Raw genomic sequence first — 23305 nt, forward strand, 5'->3', positions numbered from 1 at the left:
CCGTCACGGTGCCCCGCTGCCGGTAGGGTGCTGACGTGTCCACACCTCGACGTCTACTGCTGGTCAACGGGCCGAACCTCAACCTCCTCGGCACGCGAGAGCCGCAGATCTACGGCACCGGCACCCTTGCCGATGTCGAACAGATCGTCACGCACGCCGCCTCAGCCCTCGGCTTCGCGGTACGCGCGATCCAATCCAACCACGAGGGCGTACTGCTCGATGCGATCCATGCCGCGCGCGATGACTGCGCGGGCATCGTGATCAATCCCGGCGGACTCACCCACACGTCGATCGTGCTGCGCGACGCCCTCACGGGCGTCGCCCTCCCGATCGCCGAGGTCCATATCTCGGACGTGCGCGCGCGCGAGGAGTTCCGGCACTTCTCCTACGTACGCGACATCGCCGCCGTGCGCGTCGTAGGCGAGGGAGTCCCCGGCTACGGTCGCGCCACGCGCCTGCTCATCGAGACCATCACCGGTCGCGCCGAGGGCTGAGCCCTCCCAGATCATTCGCCTCCGATGGCGTCGGCGCCCATCCCGTAGAATCGACTGTCGGCCCGCCCCCGACCTCCGGGGCGTTGCGCCTCGCACCCTTCAGAACGGAAGAACGCTCATGGCATCCACCGCAGACATCAAGAACGGCGTCGTCCTCTCGATCGACGGACAGTTGTGGAACGTGATCGAGTTCCAGCACGTCAAGCCGGGCAAGGGCGGTGCGTTCGTGCGCACGAAGCTCAAGAACGTCGTGAGCGGCAAGGTCGTCGATCGTACCTACAACGCAGGCGCCAAGATCGACATCGAGAACGTCGACCGCCGCGACTTCACGTACCTCTACAACGACGGCGACGGTTTCGTGTTCATGGACGTCGACAACTACGACCAGCTCACCGTGGGAGCGGCGACCGTGGGCGATGCGAAGAACTTCATGCTGGAGAATCAGCAGGTCCAGATCGCACTGAACAACGACAACCCGCTGTACGTCGAGCTGCCGGCCTCCGTGATCCTCGAGATCACCTACACCGAGCCCGGACTGCAGGGCGACCGGTCGTCGGCCGGCACCAAGCCTGCCACGGTCGAGACCGGGTACGAGATCCAGGTTCCCCTGTTCGTCGAGCAGGGCACGAAAGTCAAGGTCGACACCCGGACGGGTGAATACCTCGGCCGCGTCAACTGACTTGAGCGCCCGCAGCAAGGCGCGCAAACGCGCCCTCGACATCCTGTATCAGTCCGATGTCCGAGGCGACGACCTCCGCGCGACGCTCGTGGTCGAGGCGGAGCGCGCGGCGAATGAGCCGGCACGTGAGGCGTCGTGGCTCTACGCTCGTGAGATCGTGGACGGGGTGATCGACAACCGCGACGAGATCGACGAGCAGATCATCACTCACGCGCGGGATTGGAAGCTCGAGCGGATGCCGGCCGTCGACCGTGCGATCCTCCGCATGGGCGTGTGGGAGCTCCTGTACAACGGTGAAGTGCCCGCCGCCGTTGCGATCGACGAGGCGGTGGAGCTCGCGAAGGAGTACTCCACCGACGATTCCGGAGCTTTCGTGCACGGTGTGCTGGCCCGCATCACACGCGCCAACTGATCTCTCCGCCGCCAGACAGACCCCGTGAGGAGGGAAAACGTGTCCGCCCCGCCCGTCCCCGACGCCGAGATCCGTCGTGCGGTCGGGGCGGGCGCATACGCGCGGGGTCTCGACTACGCGCGGAGCGCCGCAGTGCGTCGGATCAGCTGGGATGACGTGGATTCCACGCTCCGCGGGCTCGTCGCGGGCAGCGCATCCGCGCTGTATCGCTGCACGATCCGGCTCGATGCGACCGGTGTGACGCCGCGCATCATGACCGCATACTGCTCGTGCCCGGTCGGCGAGAACTGCAAGCACACCGTCGCCACGCTGGTGCGCAGCAACGCCGGCGCGAGCGCCGGCGTGCACGCGGATGTCGGCGCCGCTCAACCGGTTTCTCCGCCACCCTCGAGCTGGCGGGCCCTGTTGCCGCCCGATGAGTCGGCCGTCGCGGTTCGTCCCCTGGCCCTGGGCGTGGAAGTGCGCCTGCGCGAGCCGCGCGAGACTGCTCACTGGGGCGCGCGCCGGGTGCAGACTGCCACTCCCCGCGCCCTCGCTGCAGCGTTTGCCCGCGGGCGCACCGAGGACGTCTCGGTGGGGCTTCGGCCGTTGACTCGCAGCGCCGCCACGGGCGCATGGGTGCGAGCCGAGGTGTCCTGGGAGATTCTGCGCCGCAACGTCCACCAGGCGTCCCCGAACCGACACCCGCACGTCCAAGCGCGCTGGTTCACGGAGCTGTACGGCATCGCGCATGAGGCCCGACTGCTCGCCGGCGTCCACGACGATTCCACCTGGGTGACGCTCGACGCGGTCGAATCGGGGTTGCTCTGGCCGCACCTGCGATCGGCGGAGGGACTCGGAATCGCGATCGTGGCTACGGCGAAGAGCCAGACGGTCACGACCGCGGACACAGCCGACGTGGCGGTTTCCGTCGAGCGGACGGCCGCCGGGGGGTTGGCGCTGATCCCGCACGTGACGATCGACGGTGAAATCGTCGATCCTGCTGCGGTGCGCCCTGTCGGTCACGTGGGCGTGTACGCCGTTGCGGCCACCGGTTCAGGCATCCGCCTCACGCTGGCGGCGCTCGCGCTCGGCGAGATCCAGCACGCACTCCTCACCTCGCGCGCACGCGTCGTGGTTCCCTCGGAGGACACCGACGAGTTTCTCAGCCGGGTCTACCCGCGCATCGCGCGCGACGCCGATGTGATCGCGGGGGAGGGGGTGCACCTGCCCGAGCCTGAGCGCACCAGCGCCGTGGCCTCGGTGCACTTCGGTCCGTCCTCGACCGTGCGCTACACCCTGGAGTGGCACCGTCCCGGGGTCGGCCGCGCCCCCTTCGACACGACCGACGGTTCCGAAGCGGAATCAGACCTGCGCGTCGCGATCGCACGCTCGTGGAGCGACCGAGGTCTCAGTTTCATCGCCGGAGCCGCTCTCGCCGACGTGGATGCGGCTGAGTTCACCGAGCACGTGCTGCCCGCGCTCGAGGCGATCGTCGGCGTCCGGGTCGAAGTCCGCGGTCGGCGACGCGTGTTCCGTGAGCTGACGGGCGATCCGCGCATCACCGTGAAGACCGTCGAGAGCGACGACCCGGATTGGTTCGACCTCGGCGTGCTCGTGGAGATCGACGGCCACCGCATCCCCTTTCGCCCGTTGTTCTCTGCGCTCGCGACGCGGCGAAAGAACCTCCTGCTCGCCGATGGACACTACTTCTCCCTGGCGCATCCGGCGCTCGATCGCCTGCGGGACCTCATCGATGAAGCCGGCGAACTGTCGGAGTGGGAGTCGGGCCCCCGGATCAGCCGCTATCAGCTGCCGCTCTGGGACGACCTCGAAGACCTCGCCGACGAGGCACTTCCGGCTCCCCGCTGGAACACCGCCGTCCAGGCGTTCCGCGGCGCCGATGTCCAACCTGTCGACCTGCCCACGGGCCTGCGCGCCGAGCTGCGACCGTACCAGAAGGAGGGGTTCCAGCGGCTCGCGCTGTGGTGGCGACATCACCTGGGCGGGATCCTCGCTGACGATATGGGGCTCGGGAAGACCATGCAGGTGCTGGCGCTGATCCTGCACGCCCTCGAGAGCGGTGAGCGCCGACCCTTCCTGATCGTCGCTCCCACGTCGGTACTGACGACCTGGCAGACGGAGGCCGCACGATTCGCTCCGGGACTGCGCGTGCGACTCGCCGGGTCCACGGCCGCGGGGCGCGGCTTCGCGCCGGACACGAACGAAGCCGACGTGGTCGTCACTTCCTATACGGTCCTCCGGCTCGACGAAGAACGCTTTGCCGCAGCCACCTGGGCGGGTGTGATCCTCGATGAAGCGCAGTTCGTGAAGAACCCGCGCACCCGCCTGTATCACGCCGTCCAGCGCTTGCAGGCGGACACGGTTCTGGCGGTGACGGGGACCCCGCTGGAAAACTCGCTCGTCGAGCTGTGGGCGCTCCTGTCGCTCGCGTGCCCAGGTCTGTTCCCGTCGGCGCGGAGGTTCCGTGAGGAGTATGTGCGACCCATCGAACAGGGCAGAGTGCCAGAGAATCAGGAGGGCACGCCGTACCGAGAGGATCGTCTCCGCCGACTGCGCCTGCGTGTACGGCCGTTCCTGCTGCGCCGGTCCAAAGAACTGGTCGCCCCGGAGCTGCCTGCACGCCAAGAGCAGGAGCTGCACGTCGAACTGAGTCCGGCCCACCGGACCCTCTACGACACCGTGCTCCAGCGCGAGCGACAGAAGGTGCTGGGCCTGCTGGCAGACCTCGACCGCAACCGATTCATCGTGTTCCGTTCGCTGACGTTGCTGCGGCGCCTCGCCCTGGCCCCGGCGCTCGTCGGCATGGGCGGTGCGGGGATCCGCTCCAGCAAGCTCGACGCGTTGGGGGAGCGCCTGGGCGAGGTCGTGACCGAGGGCCATCGCGCGCTCGTGTTCAGCCAGTTCACGTCGTACCTGGCTCTCGTCCGCGACGAACTGGATGCCCACGGCATCCGCTACGAGTACCTCGACGGTTCGACGCGCCGCCGCGCCGACGTCGTCGACTCGTTCCGCACGGGCGACGCGCCTGTGTTCCTCATCAGCTTGAAGGCCGGCGGATTCGGATTGACACTCACCGAGGCTGACTATGTGTTCCTGCTCGACCCGTGGTGGAACCCCGCTGCCGAGGCGCAGGCCGTGGACCGCGCTCATCGGATCGGACAGAGCCGGCCGGTCAATGTGTATCGCCTCATCGCGAGCGGCACGATCGAGGAAAAGGTCCTCGCGTTGCAGCAGCGCAAGGCGCGCCTGTTCCAATCGGTCATGGGCGACGATGACATGCTGGCGCGATCGCTGACCGCCGAAGACATCCGCGGCCTCTTCGACGCGTGAGGCGCGCGCTTTGCACGGCCCGCGCGCCCGGTGCCGGCATCCGCTCCGCGTAGACTCGTCGTCGCTCGACCAGGAGGTTCCCCCCATGCGCATCACAGGACTCGGCCACGCCGGCATGTTCATCGAAACGACCGGGGGCAGCATCCTCTGCGACCCGGTCGTCGGACCAAGCTTCTTCGGATCGTGGTTCCCTTTTCCCGACAACCGAGGCTTGGACTGGCCGCGCTTCGGCGCCGCGGACTTCCTGTACATCTCGCACCGCCACCGTGATCACTTCGATCCGGCGCTGCTCCAGAGCCACGTGCGCCGCGACATCCCCGTTCTCCTGCCCGACTACCCGACCGAGGATCTTGAGAGCGATCTTCGCGCGCTCGGATTCGACAACATCGTTTACACGCAGGCCGGCGTGCCGCAGCTCTTCGGTGATCTGAGGGTCATGATCACCCCGCTTCGCGCCCCCAGCGACGGCCCGATCGGAGACTCGTCGCTGTCGGTCGACGACGGCACCGCCAGCATCCTGAATCAGAACGATTCGCACCCGCTGGATCTCGAGACGCTGCTGAGCTTCGGGACTCCGGATGCGTACTTCACCCAGACCTCCGGTGCGATCTGGTGGCCCATGGTCTACGACCTGCCCCAGGACGCGAAGCAGAATTTCGCGCACCTCAAACGCGATGCGCAGAACAAGCGCGCGCTCTACTACATCGAGAAGGTCGATGCCGCGCACGTCTTCCCGATGGCCGGTCCGCCGATGTTTCTGCGCGAGGATCTCTTCGGCTACAACGGGTGGGGCAGCGAGGAGGATTCGATCTTCACCGATCAGGCGCAGTTCCTCGCGCATATGGCGGAGGTCCGCCCTGCCCAGCAGGGGCACTTGTTCCTCCCGGGCACGCAGGTCGATCTGAACGGCAGCGCGGCACAGATCACCCAGACGCTGTACACCGAGGCGGAGATCGAGCGCGTCTTCCACGACAAGTGGAACTACCTCGCGCAACAGCGGGATGGCCGCCAGAGCGAGATCGCCGCCGAACAGGCCTCGCGTGCCCCCGTCCTGCCGCCGGCCGAGATGCTTTCCGCGCTCAAAGACTGGTGGGAGCCGCTCCTGCGCCGGGCGCGGACGATCCGCGCGGGCGTCGGCGGAAATGTCCGCTTCCGCATCGGCGAGCTGGACATGGTCGTCGACTTCCCCCGCGCAAAGGTCCGTGAGTACGCCGGGGAGGAGTGCCTCTACTGGTACACGATCCCCGCCGACCTCGTCTCGACCAACATCGCCGACCACGAAATCGACTGGTCCAACTCGATCTTCCTGTCGATGCAGTTCCAGGTCGGCCGAAGTGGAAAGTTCAACGAGTTCCTGACGACCTTTCTCAAGTGCCTGTCGCGCGACCGCATCGAGTACGTCGAGAACTGGTACGCCGAGCAGTCCGATCAGACCGAGGACACCGAACTGGGCGAGTGGACCGTCCAGCGGCGATGCCCGCACCTGCGCGCCGACCTCACCAAGACCGGCACGATCGAGGACGGCGTTCTCACGTGCTCGTTGCACGACTGGAAGTGGGACCTCGCCACCGGCCGGTGCTTGACGACACAGGGCCACCCGATCCGGGCGAGCGTCTCCGTCGACGGGGGACTCACCGAAGCCGCGACGCAGCCGACGCCGTGAACGCTCCCCGCATGGCAGCGGCGAAGAACCTGCGGCGGTTCCGTCCGGTAGTGTGGGTGACGTAAGCACAGCAACCTTTAACACCGTCCCGTGAGGCGGAGAAGGGAGCGGCCGATGAGCACCAGCGAGAACGCGCGCACCGTGCTTGAACAAGCCGACATCGCGCGCGCCCTGACTCGGATCTCTCACGAGATCCTCGAGTCGAACAAGGGTCCCGACGACCTGATGGTCCTCGGCATCCCGACCCGTGGCGTCACTCTCGCCGAGCGCATCGGGGCGCAGCTGGCCGAGATCTCCGGCCGGCCGGTTCCGGTGGGCGCCCTCGACGTCACGATGTACCGCGATGACCTGCACCGTCATCCGACGCGCACGCCCCACGCGACGCAGATCCCGCCGGGTGGGATCGATGGCAAGACGGTCATCCTCGCCGACGATGTCCTGTTCTCGGGTCGATCGATTCGCGCCGCGCTCGATGCGTTGAGCGACATCGGCAGGCCTGCGGCCGTCCGCCTCGCGATCCTCGTTGATCGCGGGCACCGCGAGCTGCCGATCCGGCCCGACTTCGTGGGCAAGAACCTGCCGAGCGCCCGACACGAACGCGTGCAGGTCCGGCTGGTCGAGGTGGACGGTGTCGACGAGGTGACGATCGCGTCATGAGGCACCTTCTGGACACCCGCACGCTCTCCCTGATCGAGGCCCTCCGTCTCCTCGATGTCTCCGAGGAGATGCGCGACACGCAGTCGCGCGAGATCCGCAAACTGCCGACACTGCGGGGGAAGACGGTCGTCAACCTCTTCTTCGAAGACTCCACCCGCACTCGCATCTCGTTCGAGGCGGCGGCCAAGCGTCTCTCCGCCGACGTCATCAATTTCGCGGCGAAGGGGTCATCGATTTCCAAGGGCGAGTCCCTGCAGGACACCGCTCAGACCCTTCAGGCGATGGGGGCGGATGCCGTTGTGATCCGCCATGGCGCCTCCGGTGCACCGCGGACCCTCGCCGCCAGCGGGTGGATCTCAGCCGGCGTCGTCAACGCCGGTGACGGCACGCACGAGCATCCGACGCAGGCTCTGCTGGACGCCTTCACGATTCGCAAGCGATTCTTCGGCGCCGACAGCCGCGGGCATGACCTGGCAGGCTTGCAGGTGACGATCGTGGGCGATGTCCTGCACTCCCGCGTCGCCCGCTCGAACGTCTGGCTGCTGACCACGCTCGGCGCCGACGTGACTCTCGTCGCGCCGCCCACCCTTGTGCCGCAGGATGTCTCGTCGTGGCCGGTGCGCATCGTCTACGACCTCGACGAGGCCATCGACGCCGGTCCCGATGCGATCATGATGCTCCGCGTCCAGCTGGAACGCATGAAGGCTGCATATTTCCCCAGTGAACGGGAGTATTCCCGCCAATGGGGGTTGGATGCGGCGCGACTGGCGCGACTGCCCGCAGATAGCATTGTGATGCACCCGGGTCCGATGAATCGGGGCATGGAGATCTCCGCCGACGCGGCCGATTCGCCGCGCTCGACCGTGCTGGAGCAGGTCGCCAACGGCGTGTCGGTGCGCATGGCGGCGCTGTACCTGCTGTTGGCAGGGGAGCGCGAGACGACGCACGAAAAGGAGGATGCCCGATGACCGCAACCACTGTGATCCGCGGGGCGCGACTGCACTCCGGCGTCTCGGTGGACATGATCGTCGAAGGCGGACGCATCGCCGAGATCGGCTCGGGCCTCTCGCGCGCGGGTGCGGACGTCGTGGATGCAGCGGGCCTGATCGCTCTTCCCGGGCTCGTCGACCTGCACACGCACCTGCGCGAGCCAGGATTCGAAGCGTCGGAGACGATCCTCAGCGGCTCGCGTGCCGCGGCCGCGGGCGGCTACACGACCGTCTTCGCGATGCCCAATACGTCGCCGGTCGCCGACACGGCCGGTGTCGTGGAGCAGGAGCTTGCCCTGGGCGAGGCCGCCGGGTACGTCCACGTGCAGCCGATCGGCGCCGTGACCGTCGGCCAGAAGGGCGAGCGGCTGGCGGAACTCGGCGCGATGGCATCGTCGAGGGCACGCGTGCGCCTCTTCAGCGACGACGGCTCCTGCGTCTTCGACCCTCTCATCATGCGCCGCGCGCTCGAGTATGTGAAGGTGTTCGACGGTGTCATCGCCCAGCACGCGCAGGATCCGCGCCTGACCGAGGGCGCTCAGATGAACGAGGGCACGGTCTCAGCCGAGCTGGGCCTGACCGGGTGGCCCGCCGTCGCGGAGGAGTCGATCATCGCCCGCGACGTTCTGCTGGCCGAGCACGTCGGCTCGCGGTTGCACGTCTGTCACCTGTCCACGGCCGGTTCGGTCGACATCATCCGCTGGGCGAAGAAGCGCGGCGTGAATGTGACCGCGGAGGTCACGCCGCATCACCTGCTGCTGACGGAAGAACTCGTGCGCGACTATGACGCACGCTTCAAGGTCAATCCGCCGCTTCGGCGCGAAGAGGACGTCCTCGCCGTCCGTGAGGGCCTCGCCGACGGCACGATCGACATCGTCGCGACCGACCATGCCCCGCACCCTGCCGAGAGCAAGTCGTGTGAGTGGCAGGCTGCCGCGAACGGAATGGTGGGGCTGGAGACGGCCCTGCGGGTCGTGCAGCAGTCCGTGGTCGACACAGGATTGCTCTCCTGGGATGACGTAGCCCGCGTGATGTCGAGCGCCCCGGCCCGCATCGGTCATCTGGAGCCGGGCACGCTCATCGCGGGAGCCGCGGCATCCCTCACGCTCTACGATCCGTCTCCGTCCCGGCCGTTCACCCGAGAGGACCTGCGGGGTCGTAGCGCGAATTCGCCCTACCTGGGTCGTGAGCTTCCGGGAGACGTGCGCTGGACGTTCTTCCGCGGGGTGGCGACGGTCGCCGACGGCCTCCTGCGCCAGGAGGTCGTCGCATGACCCGCGAGGTCGCTCTCGGGCTCGTGGTCGTCCTGGCCCTGGTCTTGGTGGGACTGGGCGTATGGGCTTGGACGAGCCGGACCCGACGCGACAGGGGGCTCACGGCCCCGGTCGGAGAGATTCCCGACGGTGCGGTGGTGGCGGGCAGCTTCGACGCCTTCTATGTCGCGACGACCGCACACGACGAGCCGCTGGAGCGTCTCGCGATCCGCGGGCTCGGGTTCCGCTCACGCGCCACGATCACCGTGACCAGCGCGGGGGTCGCGCTGGACCTCACCGGTCAGCGACGGATGTTCGTGCCCGTTTCAGCCATCGCGGGGGTCGATCTCGCGACCGTGGCGATCGACCGCGTCGTCGAGCCGGGCGGCCTCGTCCGGTTGGCTTGGCGCATCGGTGAGGCGACCGTCGACACCTTCCTTCGGGCGCAGGATGCGCACGCACGCACGCTCGAGGGCGCGATCGCCGAGATCCTGCCGCGCACCCTCGAATCGTCCACTCCGACCACCCCGACGGGAACCGACGTATGACCCCCTCCGCTTTCTCGCTCACGCTCGACCCCGCCGTGCTCGTCCTCGAAGACGGAAGCCGCCACCTCGGCCGCGCCTATGGCGCCCGCGGCAGGGCACTCGGCGAGGTCGTCTTCGCGACCGGGATGACGGGGTACCAGGAAACGCTCACCGACCCCTCGTATGCCGGCCAGATCGTCCTTCAAACGGCGCCGCACATCGGCAACACGGGGATGAACGAAGAAGACCCCGAGTCGCGGCGCATCTGGGTCGCCGGATACATCGTGCGCGACCCCTCGCGCGTGGTCTCGAGCTGGCGCGCTGTGGAATCTCTCGACGATGCGCTCGTGCGCGACGGCATCGTCGGCATCTCCGGCGTCGACACTCGTGCGATCACGCGCGTTCTGCGCTCGGCAGGCTCGATGCGCGGGGGAGTGTTCTCCGGCGACGCGGCGCATCTCGATGCGGAGGAGCAGCTCCGCATCGTCCGGGATGCACCGATCATGGCGGGTCGGAACCTGTCCGCGCAGGTGTCGGTCGCCGCCGCCGAAGTGACCCGGGCTGTCGCCGATCGGATCGGCAATCTCGCCGTCCTCGACCTTGGTGTGAAGAAAGCGACGATCGACAACCTCGCCGCGCGCGGGTTCGACGTGCACGTCCTGCCGCAGAACGTCTCGATCGAACAGATCCGCGCTATCGGACCGGTCGGAGTCTTCTACTCCAACGGCCCCGGCGACCCGGCCGCGTCCGGCGACCACGTGGCACTCTTGCGCGAAGTGCTCGATGACGGGCTGCCGTTCTTCGGCATCTGCTTCGGCAACCAGTTGCTCGGGCGCGCTCTGGGATTCGATACCTACAAACTGCCCTTCGGACACCGCGGCATCAATCAGCCCGTCCTCGATAAGCAGACCGGCCGCGTGGAGATCACGGCCCATAACCACGGCTTCGCCGTCGACGCTCCGCTCGAGGGGGAGACGCTCAGCCCGACCGGCTACGGCCGCGTCGAGGTGAGTCATGTCGGTCTCAACGACAACGTGGTGGAAGGCCTGCGAGCGCTCGACATCCCGGCCTTCAGCGTGCAGTATCACCCCGAGGCGGCCGCCGGTCCACACGACGCCAACTATCTGTTCGACCGGTTCGCCGACCTCGTCCGCACCACTCTGGAGAACAAGAACTGATGCCCAAGCGCACCGACATCAACTCCGTCCTCGTGATCGGCTCCGGCCCGATCGTCATCGGTCAGGCGTGCGAGTTCGACTACTCCGGAACTCAGGCGTGCCGCGTGCTTCGCGAGGAGGGAGTGAGGGTCATCCTCGTCAACTCCAACCCGGCGACGATCATGACCGATCCCGACTTCGCCGACGCGACCTACATCGAACCCATCACTTGGCAGGTCATCGAGACCATCATCGCCAAAGAGAAGCCCGACGCGATCCTGCCGACGCTCGGCGGGCAGACCGCTCTCAACGCTGCGATCGACCTGCACAACCACGGCGTCCTCGACAAGTATGACGTCGAGCTCATCGGCGCCGACTTCGAAGCGATCAACAAGGGCGAGGATCGCCAGATCTTCAAGCAGCTCGTGCTCGACGCGGGCGCGGAGGTCGCGGCGTCGCGCATCGCGCACACGATGGACGAGGTTCTTGCCGGTGCCGCCGAGCTCGGCTACCCGCTCGTCGTGCGCCCATCCTTCACCATGGGTGGGCTGGGCTCGGGCTTCGCCTACGGAGAGGATGACCTCCGTCGCATCGCAGGCGCCGGACTTCGCGACTCTCCCACCACCGAGGTGCTCCTCGAGGAGTCGATCCTCGGATGGAAAGAGTACGAACTCGAACTCATGCGCGACACGGCGGACAACACCGTGGTCGTCTGCTCGATCGAGAATGTCGACCCGGTAGGCGTGCATACCGGCGACTCGATCACGGTGGCGCCGGCTCTGACCCTCACCGATCGCGAGTATCAGAAGCTGCGCGACATCGGCATCGACATCATCCGTGCCGTCGGCGTCGACACGGGCGGATGCAACATCCAGTTCGCGGTGGACCCGGCATCCGGCCGCATCATCGTCATCGAGATGAACCCGCGTGTCTCCCGGTCCTCGGCACTGGCCTCCAAGGCCACCGGCTTCCCGATCGCCAAACTCGCCGCCAAACTGGCGATCGGCTATCGGCTCGACGAGGTGCCCAATGACATCACCGGGGCGACCCCAGCGAGTTTCGAGCCGACGCTCGACTACGTCGTGGTGAAGGTGCCGCGGTTCAATTTCGAGAAGTTCCCGAACGCCGACACGACGCTCACGACCACGATGAAGTCAGTCGGCGAGGCGATGGCCATCGGGCGCAACTTCACGACGGCTCTGCAGAAGGCGCTGCGTTCGCTGGAGAAGCGCGGCTCGAGCTTCCATTGGGGCGTGGATGCGCGTTCCGCCGAGGAACTGCTCGAAATCGCAGAGAAGCCCACCGACGGCCGGATCGTGGTGCTGCAGCAGGCGATGCGCAAGGGCGCCACCGCTGAGCAAGCCTTCGAGGCGACCAAGATCGACCCCTGGTTCCTCGACCAGATCGCCCTCATCAACGAAGTCGCCGAGTTCATCCGGACGGCGCCTGCGCTCGACACGGCCACTCTCCGCCTCGCGAAGGAGCACGGCTTCAGCGACGCGCAACTGGCCCAGCTCCGCGGTGACTCAGAGGCCGAGATCCGTGGCCTGCGCTGGACGCTCGGTGTTCGACCGGTCTACAAGACGGTTGACACCTGCGCGGGGGAGTTCCCGGCCCTGACGCCCTACCACTACTCCAGCTACGATCGTGAAACCGAAGTGACCGCGTCCGAACGGACCAAGGTCGTCATCATCGGCTCGGGTCCCAACCGGATCGGTCAGGGTGTCGAGTTCGACTACTCGTGCGTGCACGCCTCGTTCGCGCTGTCGGATGCCGGTTTCGAAACCATCATGGTCAACTGCAACCCCGAAACCGTCTCGACCGACTACGACACCAGCGATCGCCTGTATTTCGAGCCGCTCACCCTCGAAGACGTCCTCGAGGTGCTCCATGCCGAAGCGCAGTCCGGCGAGATTCTCGGCGTCGTGTGTCAGCTGGGAGGTCAGACGCCGCTCGGACTCGCCAAGGGCATCGAGGACGCGGGTTATACGATCCTGGGCACTTCGCCCGCCGCGATCGACATCGCGGAGGAACGTGAGCTGTTCTCTCAGCTGCTCGATCGGGCCGGGCTGATCGCTCCCCGCCACGGCACCGCGATCAACGAAGCGGGTGCCGTCGCGATCGCCGAGGAGATCGGCTATCCCGTGCTGGTACGGCCGAGCTTCGTGCTCGGGGGGCGCGGCATGGAGATCGTCTACGACACGGCGAGCCTGCGCGACTATTTCGTGCGCACTGCTGGAGAGGTCGTGATCGAAGACGGCAAGCCTCTGCTGGTCGACCGCTTCCTCGACGACGCCGTGGAACTCGATGTCGACGCGCTGTACGACGGGCAGGAGCTCTACATCGGCGGCGTCATGGAACACCTCGAAGAAGCCGGGATCCACTCCGGCGACTCCTCGTGCACGCTGCCACCCGTCTCGCTCGGACGCACCGAGATCGACCGCGTGCGGACGGCGACCCTCGCCATCGCCGAGGGCGTGGGTGTGCGGGGTCTCCTGAACGTGCAGTTCGCCGTGTCGGCGGGCGTCCTCTACGTCATCGAGGCGAACCCGCGCGCGTCGCGGACCGTGCCGTTCGTGTCGAAGGCACTGGGAATTCCGCTCGCCAAAGCTGCGGCGCGCATCATGGCGGGCGCGACGATCGACGAGCTGAAGGCGGAAGGGATGCTCCCGGCACAGGACGGTTCGCGCGTCCCGCTGGATTCGCCCGTGGCCGTCAAGGAAGCCGTGCTGCCGTTCAAGCGATTCCGCACCGCCGACGGTCACACGGTCGACTCCGTGCTCGGGCCTGAGATGAGATCGACCGGAGAAGTCATGGGCATCGACCGCGACTTCCCCACGGCGTTCGCCAAGAGCCAGGCGGCCGCATACGGCGGCATGCCGACCGAGGGCACCGTCTTCCTCTCGGTTGCCGACGACGACAAGCGCGCCGTCATCCTTCCTGCGCACCGGCTGCAGGAACTCGGCTTCCGGCTCACTGCGACGGAAGGCACCGCCGAGATCCTCGCGCGCAACGGCATCCGGGTCGAGGTCGTGAACAAGTACTCCGCGACACAGGTGACGGGCGAGCGCAATGTCGTCGACCTGATCAATGCCGGCGAGATCGACATCGTCGTGAACACCCCTTCCGGCGGCGTCGCGCGCGCCGACGGCTATGAGATCCGCGCGGCGGCCGTCGCCGCCGACAAGGCGCTTTTCACCACGATGGCCGTCCTCGGTGCCGCCGTCAGCGCTCTCCCGGTGCTGCGCACAGGCTTCGCGGTCAAGAGCCTGCAGGAGTACGCGATCGACCGCCAGAATCGGGCGGCGACGGCGTGAGCCTCCCGATTGCTCCGCGTCAGACGGAAGAGCAGACGTGAGCACGTTCGGCGCGCGTCTGCGCGCCCAGCTGGCGGCGCGGGGGCCCCTGTGCGTCGGAATCGATCCGCATGAAGCGCTCCTGCGCGACTGGGGACTTTCGGTCGATGCCACCGGCGTACGCGAGTTCGGGCTGCGCGTCGTCGATGCCGCTGCCGGTCGGGTCGCCGTCATCAAGCCCCAGGTGTCGTTCTTCGAGCGGTTCGGTGCGGCCGGATTCGCCGCTCTGGAGGAGGTGCTTGCGGCGGCACGCGCGGCGGAGCTCCTCGTGATCGCCGACGCCAAGCGCGGCGACATCGGCACGACGATGGACGCCTACGCGGCCGCATGGCTCACACCCGGCGCCCCGCTGGAGGCCGACGCACTCACGGTGAATCCCTACCTCGGCGTCGGTGCGCTGGCCTCGACTTTCGACCTCGCGCTCGCCCACGGGAAGGGCGTGTTCGTCCTCGCCGCCACGAGCAACCCCGAGGGCGAGATCCTGCAGTCCGCACAGACCGTCAGCGGCACCGTCGCCGGCTCGATCGCGGCCGCCGTCGCCGGTTACGACGCGGCCCGTTCCGTGGGCGAGTGGTCTTCGCTCGGCCTTGTGGTCGGCGCCACCGTCGATCTCGGGAAACGCGGACTGGAGGCTCCTTCCGAGGGCACCCTGGCTGTCCTGGCGCCCGGATTCGGCACCCAGGGTGCGGACCCGGAGGATCTCGATCGCATCTTCGGGCGCTTCGCACCCGGCGTCATCGCCAGTGAGAGTCGCAGCATCCTCTCCGCCGGACCCCACGCCTTGGCCGACCGTATCGAGGCCCGCTCCGCCCTGTACCGTGGAGGCTCGCATGGCTGATTCCCGCACTCCTCCCGAGGTCGATCGCGCGGCCGCATCGCGTCGCGCCGTCGCCGCGCGCCGCGAACGTGCCTCCCTCAAGCGTGACGTGGCCACCCGCGTCATCACTCCGCAGGAGCTACTTCGGCGTGCGCAGGCCGCGCCCGACTCGCCTGCAGGTGCGATGCGCGTCACCGAGTTCCTCACGGCGATTCCCGCGATCGGCGAGGGAAAGCGGGATCGCATCCTCGCCACCCTCGGGATCTCACCGGTCAAGCGGCTCGGCGGCCTCGGCGTTCGCCAGCGGTCGCTTCTTGCCGCGTTCCTGGATGAGCGATGGCCCGAGCCGCGGCCGCGCGGCGGACGCAGTCGGCTCGTCGTGCTCGCCGGTCCGACCGCGGTCGGCAAGGGCACTGTCGCCGCGCACATCAAGGAGCACCACCCCGAGCTCGTGCTGTCGGTGTCGGCGACGACCCGGCGTCCCCGCGCCGGCGAGATCGACGGAGAGCACTATTTCTTCGTCGACGATGCCGAGTTCGACCGCCTCATCGCCGCGGGCGAGCTGCTCGAGCACGCGACCGTTCACAACCAGTTCCGCTACGGCACGCCGAAGGCACCGATCGAGCAGGCTCTCGCCGACGGGCGCTCCGTCCTGCTGGAAATCGATCTGCAGGGCGCGCGGCAGGTACGGGCGGCCGCTCCGGATGCGACGCTCGTCTTCCTGCTCCCACCGAGCTGGGACGAACTGGTGAGCCGACTCGTCGACCGCGGGACCGAGGATGCCGAGGAGCGCGCTCGGCGCCTCAAGACAGCGAAAGTCGAACTGGCCTCACAGGGCGAGTTCGACTTCCGCGTCGTCAACGACGACGTCGCACGCGCCGCCGCCGAAGTGGTCTCGCTCACCGGCTGATGCCGGGCACCGGTGTCATTGACGAGGTACAATGGTCGGATGCCGCGGCTTCAGAGCCGCGCGACAGATTTCCCCGCCACCAGATCGCAGGAGGTTCCCCGTGGCCGCACGTGACCAGGGCATCATCGACCCGCCCATCGACTCACTCCTCGAGAAGGTCGACTCGAAGTACCAGCTCGTCATTTTCGCGTCCAAGCGTGCGCGTCAGATCAACGACTACTACTCCGACCTGCACGAGGGAAACCTCTTCGACAATGTCGGCCCGCTCGTGGACTCGCACGTCGAGGACAAGCCACTGACGATCGCCATGCACGAGATCCACGAGGACAAGTTGCGCCTTCGCGCCGCCGAGTGACCCGATGACGCCGTATGGCGTCATGATGCCCGTGTGCTCCGCCATGTCGGAGCGCGCGGGCATGATGATGTATACCCCCGACACCCTGGAGTATCGATGAGCGCCCTGCGTCTGTTCACGTCCGAGTCAGTGACCGAAGGCCACCCGGACAAGATCTGCGACCAGATCTCCGACAGCATCCTCGATGCACTCATCGCGGTCGACCCCGGCAGCCGCGTCGCCGTCGAAACCCTTGTGACGACGGGGCTCGTCCATGTGGCCGGTGAAGTGCGCAGCGAGGCGTACGCAGACATTCCGGGCATCGTGCGCCGTGTCGTCAATCACATCGGCTACACATCGAGCGAGACCGGGTTCGACGGCGACTCGTGCGGCGTGACGGTCTCCATCGGTGAACAGTCCGGCGATATCGCGGCCGGCGTCGACCGGGCCATCGAGCACCGCGAAGGCGGATCGGCCGACCCGATCGACGCGCTCGGCGCAGGCGATCAGGGAATCATGTTCGGGTACGCGACGAACGAGACACCCCAGCTCATGCCACTTGCGATCTGGACGGCTCACCGCCTCGCAGAGCGGCTGACCGAGGCGCGGCGCTCTGGGGCGCTCGGGTTCCTGCGGCCGGACGGCAAGACGCAGGTCACTCTCGGCTACGAGGGCGCCGTCCCACGCTCGGTCGAGACGGTTGTGCTGTCGACACAGCACCACCCCGACATCTCGATCCCGGCATTGCGCGCCGCTGTGCAGGCCGAGGTGATCGATCCCGTCCTCGCCCAGACCGGGCTCGACCTGTCGCACGTGCAGTACGTCATCAACCCCGCCGGGGCCTTCGTCACGGGCGGGCCCAAGGGCGATGCGGGCGTCACGGGTCGCAAGATCATCATCGACACCTATGGCGGCGCCGCGCGCCACGGCGGCGGCGCGTTCAGCGGAAAGGACCCGTCCAAGGTCGACCGTTCCGCCGCCTATGCCATGCGCTGGGTTGCGAAGAACGCCGTCGCGGCGGGCCTCGCCGATCGGCTGGAGGTGCAGGTCGCCTACGCGATCGGCCGCGCGGCCCCGGTCGGACTCTACGTAGAGACTTTCGGCTCGGGTCACGTCGCCGACGAGGTCATCGCCGACGCGATTCGCGATGTCTTCGATCTGCGCCCGCAGGCGATCATCGACGACCTCGACTTGCTGCGCCCGATCTACGCACAGACCGCCGCGTATGGTCATTTCGGCCGCGAGCTGCCTGACTTCACCTGGGAGCAGACCTCCCGCATCGAGGAGCTGCGCGTCGCTGCCGGCCTCTGACAGAGCCGTGGTGACCGTCGCGCGGGTGCTGATCGACTCGCCGCTGCCGCAGCTGGACCGCCTGTTCGACTACACCATCCCGGCCGAGCTTGCCGCCGACGCCGTTCCCGGGGTCCGGGTCAGGGTGCCGCTGCGGACGGCAGGCCGAGTCGTCGACGGGTATCTCGTCGAACTGGGCGAGGCTGAGCCATCCGAACGCCCGCTGTCCGAGCTCGACAGCGTCGTGTCCCCGGTCCCGGTCCTGAGACGCTCGCTCTACATCCTCGCCCGTCGGGCCGCCGACCGCGCCGCAGGAGGCGCCGGTGACATCCTCCGCTTGGCGATCCCCAAGCGCATGGTCCGGGCCGAGAAGGCCTGGCTTGCCGCTCCGGCAGCAGAGACTCCACGGGTGTCCGCGGATGCTTTGCGTTGGGTCGACGACACACTCGCGTCGTACCCGGGATTGACGCAAGGCATCAGCTCCGGTGCGCGACTCGCTCTGGACGCGCCTCCGCATCCGAGCGCGGACCGTGTGCTGGGCGCATGGGCCGAACTTCTCGGCGCCGTCGCGCTCAGGACGCTTGCCGCCGGCCGGAGCGCGCTGATCGTGGTTCCCGATCAGCGCGACCAGGATCAGGTGCTCGCCGCGCTGGCCGGGCGTGCTCCCGAGGGGGCCGTCATCCGCGACGATGCGCGCCGATCGGGGCCGGAGAGGTATTCGAGCTTCCTCCGGCTGCTCTCGTCGGTGCCAGCGATCGTGATCGGCAACCGCTCGACCGTCTATGCGCCCGCGCACGACGTCGGCTGCGTCATGCTGTGGGATGACGGCGACCCGCTCCTCGCCGAGCCGCTGAGCCCGGGGGTGCACGCACGCGACGCGGCTCTCGTGAGGCAGGAGCTCGAGGGAAGCGCACTCGTGTTTGCGGGGCACACCCGCACCACCGATGTGGAGCGGCTCGTCCAACTCGGTTGGGTCCGCGACCTTTCCGCGCAGCGGCGCGAGAGCCCCACGGTCGTGCTCTCAGCCACGCACGAAGGCGAGTCTCGCGGCGCCCGCGTCCCGTCCGCCGCTTTCGCCGCCGCCCGCGAAGCACTCCGCCACGGCCCCGTTCTTGTCCAGGTCGCGCGTCCGGGCTATGCACCCGTCTTGGTGTGTGCCGACTGCCGTACCCCAGCGCGTTGCGCCAGCTGCACCGGGCCTCTCCGCGCGAAGCGTCCGGGCGCGACACCGGACTGCGGGTGGTGTGGCCGAGCGGAACCCGTGTGGACGTGTCTGAACTGCCGTTCCACGAAGCTGCGCATGGCTTCGTCGGGCAGCGAGCGAACGGCCGAGGAACTGGGCCGAGCGTTCCCCGGCATCCGCGTCGTCCTCGCCGACGGGGGCCACCCGCTCGCCGAAGTCGACGGCCGAGCCGCGCTCGTGATCGCCACCCGCGGCGCCGAGCCGCACGCCGCGGGTGGGTATCACGCCGTCATCCTGCTCGACGGCGATCGGATGCTGATGGCCGAGCAGCTGCGCATCGGTGAGTCCTGCCTGCGGTGGTGGTCGGACGCGGCCGCCCTGGCCGCGCCCGGTGCCCCGGTCCATTTGGTCGGCGTCTCCGGTCCGGTCGCCCGGGCCCTTGCCACGTGGACGCAGCCCGCATACGCGCGCGCCGAGCTCGCCGACCGCGAGCCCCTCTCGATGCCACCGACCGTTCGCGTGGCCGCCGTGGAAGGCGCCTCGGCGACCGTGACGGCGACGGTGGAGGGTTTGCGCACCGCGGTGCCGCAGCTCGGCCCGGCCGCGGTGCTCGGACCCGTACCGCTCGAGGAGGGGGGAGTGCGTGCGCTCGTCCGCTTCGACTACGCGCACGGTGCCGCCGTTGCCGAGCACCTGCGCGCAGCGGTCGTGGCGGACGCCCTGCGGGCCCGACGCTCCACGAGGGACCGTGGGCCTCGAACTACACTCAGGGTGCGGCTCGACGTGCCCGAGCTGGATCTGTGAGGAGCCCCATGCGCATCGTCTTTGCGGGGACGCCGGCGCCTGCGACCCCGTCGCTCCGCGCCATCGCGGCGTCCGGTCACAACCTGGTCGGCGTTGTGACCCGGACCGACGCGGCAATCGGCCGCAAACGCGTCATGACGCCGTCGCCGGTCGCTGACCTCGCCGCCGGCCTCGGGATCACCACGATCAAAACCGACCATCTGGACGACGCGGCCACGCGCGCCATCGCCGATCTGGCGCCCGATCTCGGTGTGATCGTCGCCTACGGCGCTCTGGTGCGGGAGCCCCTGCTCACGACCCCACCGCTCGGCTGGATCAATCTTCACTTCTCGCTGCTTCCGCGCTGGCGCGGAGCTGCTCCTGTCCAGCGCGCGCTCATCGCGGGCGACAGGGTGACGGGCGCGAGCGTGTTCCAGCTCGTCGCCGAGCTGGATGCCGGAGACGTGTTCGATGAGGTGCGTTACACCGTTCCACACGATGCGACAGCGGGCGAGGTCCTCCACGCACTGGCGGACCTCGGCGCAGCGCTGCTGGTCGACGTCGTCGATGGGATCGAGGCGGGCACCGCTTCGCCCGAGCCGCAGTCGGGGGAGCCGAGCCTCGCCCCGAAGCTCTCGATCGGCGACGGCGCGCTGGATTTCACCGTTCCCGCTGACGAGGTCATCGACCGCTTCCGCGGCACGACGCCCGAGCCCGGGGCGCACACCTCGGTGGCCGGCCAGCGGCTGAAGGTCCTCGCTGTGCGCCGCGGACCGGACATCGACCTGGCCCCGGGTGCCCTCACCATGGGGGAGCACGACGTCGTTATCGGAACCGGCTCGGGCACGGTGCTCCTGCTCGTCGTGCAGCCTGCCGGGAAGAGCGCCATGGCCGGCTCAGACTGGTGGCGCGGACTCCGGCTCGACGACCCACGCGTCGACAGCTTCCCGGCGGACATCGCATGACCGGCTCGGCGCGCGGAGTCGCCTACGACACGCTCCGTGCCGTCAGCGAGTCGGACGCCTACGCGAACCTGCTGCTGCCGCGCGAGCTGCGGCGCGCCGGCCTGTCGGGTCCTGACGCAGCTCTGGCGACCGAACTGACGTACGGCACGCTTCGCCGTCAGGGCACCTACGATGCGATCATCTCGGATGCCGCCGGACGCCCGCCGACCGAGATCGACCCGCCGGTGCTCGACGCGCTCCGTCTCGGCGTGCATCAGCTGCTCGCGATGCGCACACCCACCCACGCGGCCGTGAACGAGACGGTCCGCCAGGTGCGCCAGGCGGCGGGCGCTTCCGCTGCAGGGTTCGCGAACGCGGTCCTGCGCCGCGTCTCCGAACGCACCGCCGAGGAGTGGGAGGAACGCCTCGAACGAGACGCTCGCTCAGACGACGAACGGCTGGGTGTGCGCCACGCGCATCCCGTGTGGATCATCCGAGCCTTCCGACGGGCACTCTCCGCCGAAGGGCGCGCCGACGAGCTCGAGGCGCTGCTCGCGGCAGACAATGCTGCCCCCTCGGTGACGATGACCGCGCTGCCCGCACTCGCCGCGCGTCCCGATGGGGCGACCGCTACGCCGTATTCGCCGATCGGCTTCCGCCTCGGCGGAGGCGACCCCGGGCCCGTGATCGCCGCGGCCGAAGGCCGTGTCCGTGTGCAGGACGAAGGCTCGCAGCTCGCGGCCCTCGCGCTCACTCGCGCCACCCCGGTGCGCCGCGGCGAGCGGTGGCTGGACCTGTGTGCAGCCCCCGGCGGGAAGACCGCCGTGCTCGCGGCCGAGGCCCTCGCCGGTGGCGCTGTCGTGGAAGCGAACGAACCTTCGGCGGCGCGGGCGAAACTCGTGCGCGATTCGGTCGTCGGCATCCCGCTGAAGGTACCCGTCTCCGAGGAGGACGGCCGCACGCGCGCCGGGCGTGGACGATACGACCGCATCCTGGTCGATGCCCCCTGCACGGGCCTCGGCGCGCTCCGCCGCCGCCCCGAGGCGCGCTGGCGCAAGAGCCCCGCCGATGTGCCCGATCTCACCGAGCTTCAGGGCGGGCTGCTGACCGCCGCAATCGAAGCGCTGGCCCCCGGCGGGATCGTGGCCTACGTCACGTGCTCGCCGCACCTGGCCGAGACCTCCGGGATCATCGCCGAAGCCCGCCGTCGGTTCGGCGGAGCGATCGAGGAGCTCGACACACGGGCAGTGCTGCAATCCATCGTGGACACGCCGATCGACCTGCCCGAACCGATCGACGGCTCCGGCCGCGCACAACTGTGGCCGCATCGGCACGGCACCGATGCCATGTCCATTTCGCTGCTGCGCCGCAGCTGACGGGTTTTCTGGAGCCGCCGATAGGGTGGATGCCGTGCCCGACAGCGTTCGCATCAACCCCAGCATCCTCGCCGCCGACTTCGTGAACATGCAGGCTGAGCTCGCGCGCATCGCCGCCGCCGACTTCGTCCACGTGGATGTCATGGACAACCATTTCGTGCCTAACCTCACATTCGGACCCCAGATGGTCGAGCGCATCCAGGCGACGAGCCCGGTTCCGCTCGACGTGCACCTCATGATCAGCGAGCCGGAACGATGGGCGCCCGCTTACGCGGAACTCGGCGCGGCCTCGGTGACCTTCCATCTCGAGGCTGCGACCGAGCCCCTCACTCTCGCGCGGCGTCTTCGCGAGATCGGTGCCCGCGCCGGCGTGGCCGTCAAGCCCGCCACATCGGTTGAGAGCCTGTTCGACATGCTCGACGGGTTCGACCAGATCCTGGTCATGACCGTTGAACCCGGATTCGGCGGTCAGAGCTTCATGGCCGACCAGATGCCCAAGCTGGCCCTGCTGCGCCAGGAGGCTCGCCGACGCGGCTCACAGGTGTGGCTGCAGGTCGACGGGGGAATCAGCGAGTCGACGATCGCCCAGGCAGCCGAAGCGGGGGCCGACACATTCGTGGCCGGCTCGGCGGTCTTCGGCGCGGCCGACCCCGCTCAGGCGATAGCGGCCCTCCGCGCCGAGGCATCCCGTCACCACCGTCACTGAACGTGCCTCAGCGGTGGCCGCCGTCGCGGTCGGTTCGGCGACGGCCACCGAGCCGGCACACTGCCGGGCGTATGCCGCCGACAGCGGCCGATGGGATTCATCGCGCGACCCGAGCGGCGGCGTGGCGCACCGCAATGCCGGTAGCCTGGGGGGGTGAAGACCTTCGATGCCCTCTTCGCGGAGCTCACCGCGATCGCCGTGGAGCGTCCCGAGGGATCCGGCACGGTTGCTCAGCTGGATCGCGGAATCCACGCCATCGGCAAGAAGATCGTCGAGGAAGCCGCCGAGGTCTGGATGGCGGCCGAGTATCAGTCCGACGACGAGACGGCCGAGGAGATCTCCCAACTCCTGTACCACCTGCAGGTGCTGATGATCTCCAAGGGCCTCACACTCGAGGACGTCGGCCGACATCTCTGAGCGCGACACCCACCGTCCGCTCCCA

At 68.5% G+C, this 23305-nt stretch carries 20 protein-coding genes; all 20 read left to right on the forward strand.

Annotation, left to right across the window (positions count from 1 at the left end; genetic code table 11):
* The first annotated feature begins 35 nt into the window (after nt 1–35).
* The 20 genes from QZV81_RS08625 (at nt 36) to QZV81_RS08720 (ending at nt 23280) form a co-directional block, all read left to right on the forward strand.
* Nucleotides 36–494: a type II 3-dehydroquinate dehydratase gene (locus QZV81_RS08625; RefSeq protein ID WP_292835797.1), complete on the forward strand. Its 459-nt coding sequence runs from the start codon at nt 36–38 to the stop codon at nt 492–494.
* A gap of 118 nt (nt 495–612) precedes the next feature.
* Nucleotides 613–1173, forward strand: coding sequence for an elongation factor P (gene efp, locus QZV81_RS08630; RefSeq protein ID WP_292835800.1), 561 nt, complete (start codon nt 613–615; stop codon nt 1171–1173).
* A 1-nt stretch (nt 1174) separates the two neighbouring features.
* Nucleotides 1175–1585: a transcription antitermination factor NusB gene (nusB, locus tag QZV81_RS08635; protein WP_292835803.1), complete on the forward strand. Its 411-nt coding sequence runs from the start codon at nt 1175–1177 to the stop codon at nt 1583–1585.
* A gap of 39 nt (nt 1586–1624) precedes the next feature.
* Nucleotides 1625–4918: a DEAD/DEAH box helicase gene (locus QZV81_RS08640; protein ID WP_292835806.1), complete on the forward strand. Its 3294-nt coding sequence runs from the start codon at nt 1625–1627 to the stop codon at nt 4916–4918.
* Between the two features lie 85 nt (nt 4919–5003).
* Nucleotides 5004–6581: a Rieske 2Fe-2S domain-containing protein gene (locus QZV81_RS08645; protein ID WP_292835810.1), complete on the forward strand. Its 1578-nt coding sequence runs from the start codon at nt 5004–5006 to the stop codon at nt 6579–6581.
* Between the two features lie 114 nt (nt 6582–6695).
* A complete protein-coding gene (pyrR, locus tag QZV81_RS08650) occupies nt 6696–7238 on the forward strand; it encodes a bifunctional pyr operon transcriptional regulator/uracil phosphoribosyltransferase PyrR (protein WP_292835813.1) in 543 nt (180 codons plus the stop codon).
* The gene (locus QZV81_RS08655) at nt 7235–8206 is read left to right on the forward strand and encodes an aspartate carbamoyltransferase catalytic subunit (protein ID WP_292835816.1); all 972 of its coding nucleotides are present in this window, start codon (nt 7235–7237) and stop codon (nt 8204–8206) included. Before pyrR ends, QZV81_RS08655 begins: the two co-directional genes overlap by 4 nt.
* Nucleotides 8203–9501 carry a dihydroorotase gene (locus tag QZV81_RS08660; RefSeq protein WP_292835819.1) on the forward strand — a complete coding sequence of 433 codons (1299 nt, stop codon included), beginning with the start codon at nt 8203–8205 and terminating at the stop codon, nt 9499–9501. The genes QZV81_RS08655 and QZV81_RS08660 overlap by 4 nt, the downstream gene beginning before the upstream one ends.
* A complete protein-coding gene (locus tag QZV81_RS08665) occupies nt 9498–10028 on the forward strand; it encodes a hypothetical protein (RefSeq protein WP_292835822.1) in 531 nt (176 codons plus the stop codon). The genes QZV81_RS08660 and QZV81_RS08665 overlap by 4 nt, the downstream gene beginning before the upstream one ends.
* Complete coding sequence (gene carA, locus QZV81_RS08670) at nt 10025–11185, forward strand: glutamine-hydrolyzing carbamoyl-phosphate synthase small subunit (protein WP_292835825.1); 1161 nt, start codon at nt 10025–10027, stop codon at nt 11183–11185. Before QZV81_RS08665 ends, carA begins: the two co-directional genes overlap by 4 nt.
* On the forward strand, nt 11185–14481 hold the full coding sequence (gene carB / locus QZV81_RS08675) for a carbamoyl-phosphate synthase large subunit (protein WP_292835828.1): 3297 nt from the start codon (nt 11185–11187) through the stop codon (nt 14479–14481). Before carA ends, carB begins: the two co-directional genes overlap by 1 nt.
* Nucleotides 14482–14518: 37 nt before the next feature.
* A complete protein-coding gene (gene pyrF, locus QZV81_RS08680) occupies nt 14519–15358 on the forward strand; it encodes an orotidine-5'-phosphate decarboxylase (RefSeq protein WP_292835832.1) in 840 nt (279 codons plus the stop codon).
* Nucleotides 15351–16247: a guanylate kinase gene (gmk, locus tag QZV81_RS08685; protein WP_292835835.1), complete on the forward strand. Its 897-nt coding sequence runs from the start codon at nt 15351–15353 to the stop codon at nt 16245–16247. Before pyrF ends, gmk begins: the two co-directional genes overlap by 8 nt.
* 100 nt (nt 16248–16347) lie before the next feature.
* Complete coding sequence (gene rpoZ, locus QZV81_RS08690) at nt 16348–16602, forward strand: DNA-directed RNA polymerase subunit omega (RefSeq protein ID WP_292835838.1); 255 nt, start codon at nt 16348–16350, stop codon at nt 16600–16602.
* Between the two features lie 96 nt (nt 16603–16698).
* Nucleotides 16699–17892, forward strand: a complete 1194-nt coding sequence (gene metK / locus QZV81_RS08695) for a methionine adenosyltransferase (protein ID WP_292835841.1) — start codon at nt 16699–16701, stop codon at nt 17890–17892.
* Between the two features lie 7 nt (nt 17893–17899).
* A complete protein-coding gene (locus tag QZV81_RS08700; RefSeq protein ID WP_292835844.1) occupies nt 17900–19858 on the forward strand; it encodes a primosomal protein N' in 1959 nt (652 codons plus the stop codon).
* Between the two features lie 8 nt (nt 19859–19866).
* Nucleotides 19867–20802, forward strand: a complete 936-nt coding sequence (gene fmt / locus QZV81_RS08705) for a methionyl-tRNA formyltransferase (RefSeq protein WP_292835847.1) — start codon at nt 19867–19869, stop codon at nt 20800–20802.
* Nucleotides 20799–22157, forward strand: coding sequence for a transcription antitermination factor NusB (locus tag QZV81_RS08710; protein ID WP_292835850.1), 1359 nt, complete (start codon nt 20799–20801; stop codon nt 22155–22157). Before fmt ends, QZV81_RS08710 begins: the two co-directional genes overlap by 4 nt.
* 34 nt (nt 22158–22191) lie before the next feature.
* Complete coding sequence (gene rpe / locus QZV81_RS08715; protein ID WP_292835853.1) at nt 22192–22863, forward strand: ribulose-phosphate 3-epimerase; 672 nt, start codon at nt 22192–22194, stop codon at nt 22861–22863.
* 153 nt (nt 22864–23016) lie between these two features.
* The gene (locus QZV81_RS08720) at nt 23017–23280 is read left to right on the forward strand and encodes a phosphoribosyl-ATP diphosphatase (RefSeq protein ID WP_292835856.1); all 264 of its coding nucleotides are present in this window, start codon (nt 23017–23019) and stop codon (nt 23278–23280) included.
* The last annotated feature ends 25 nt before the right edge of the window (nt 23281–23305 follow it).

Origin of the sequence: Microbacterium sp., assembly GCF_011620665.1 — a bacterium.
Taxonomy (GTDB): Bacteria; Actinomycetota; Actinomycetes; order Actinomycetales; family Microbacteriaceae; genus Microbacterium.

Bases quoted from the DNA above. Each gene is read 5' to 3' on its own strand.
- efp (WP_292835800.1), top strand. From the start codon at position 613: ATGGCATCCACCGCAGACATCAAGAACGGCGTCGTCCTCTCGATCGAC.
- QZV81_RS08645 (WP_292835810.1), top strand. From the start codon at position 5,004: ATGCGCATCACAGGACTCGGCCACGCCGGCATGTTCATCGAAACGACC.
- pyrR (WP_292835813.1), top strand. From the start codon at position 6,696: ATGAGCACCAGCGAGAACGCGCGCACCGTGCTTGAACAAGCCGACATC.
- QZV81_RS08655 (WP_292835816.1), top strand. From the start codon at position 7,235: ATGAGGCACCTTCTGGACACCCGCACGCTCTCCCTGATCGAGGCCCTC.
- QZV81_RS08660 (WP_292835819.1), top strand. From the start codon at position 8,203: ATGACCGCAACCACTGTGATCCGCGGGGCGCGACTGCACTCCGGCGTC.
- QZV81_RS08665 (WP_292835822.1), top strand. From the start codon at position 9,498: ATGACCCGCGAGGTCGCTCTCGGGCTCGTGGTCGTCCTGGCCCTGGTC.
- carA (WP_292835825.1), top strand. From the start codon at position 10,025: ATGACCCCCTCCGCTTTCTCGCTCACGCTCGACCCCGCCGTGCTCGTC.
- carB (WP_292835828.1), top strand. From the start codon at position 11,185: ATGCCCAAGCGCACCGACATCAACTCCGTCCTCGTGATCGGCTCCGGC.
- gmk (WP_292835835.1), top strand. From the start codon at position 15,351: ATGGCTGATTCCCGCACTCCTCCCGAGGTCGATCGCGCGGCCGCATCG.
- metK (WP_292835841.1), top strand. From the start codon at position 16,699: ATGAGCGCCCTGCGTCTGTTCACGTCCGAGTCAGTGACCGAAGGCCAC.
- fmt (WP_292835847.1), top strand. From the start codon at position 19,867: ATGCGCATCGTCTTTGCGGGGACGCCGGCGCCTGCGACCCCGTCGCTC.
- QZV81_RS08710 (WP_292835850.1), top strand. From the start codon at position 20,799: ATGACCGGCTCGGCGCGCGGAGTCGCCTACGACACGCTCCGTGCCGTC.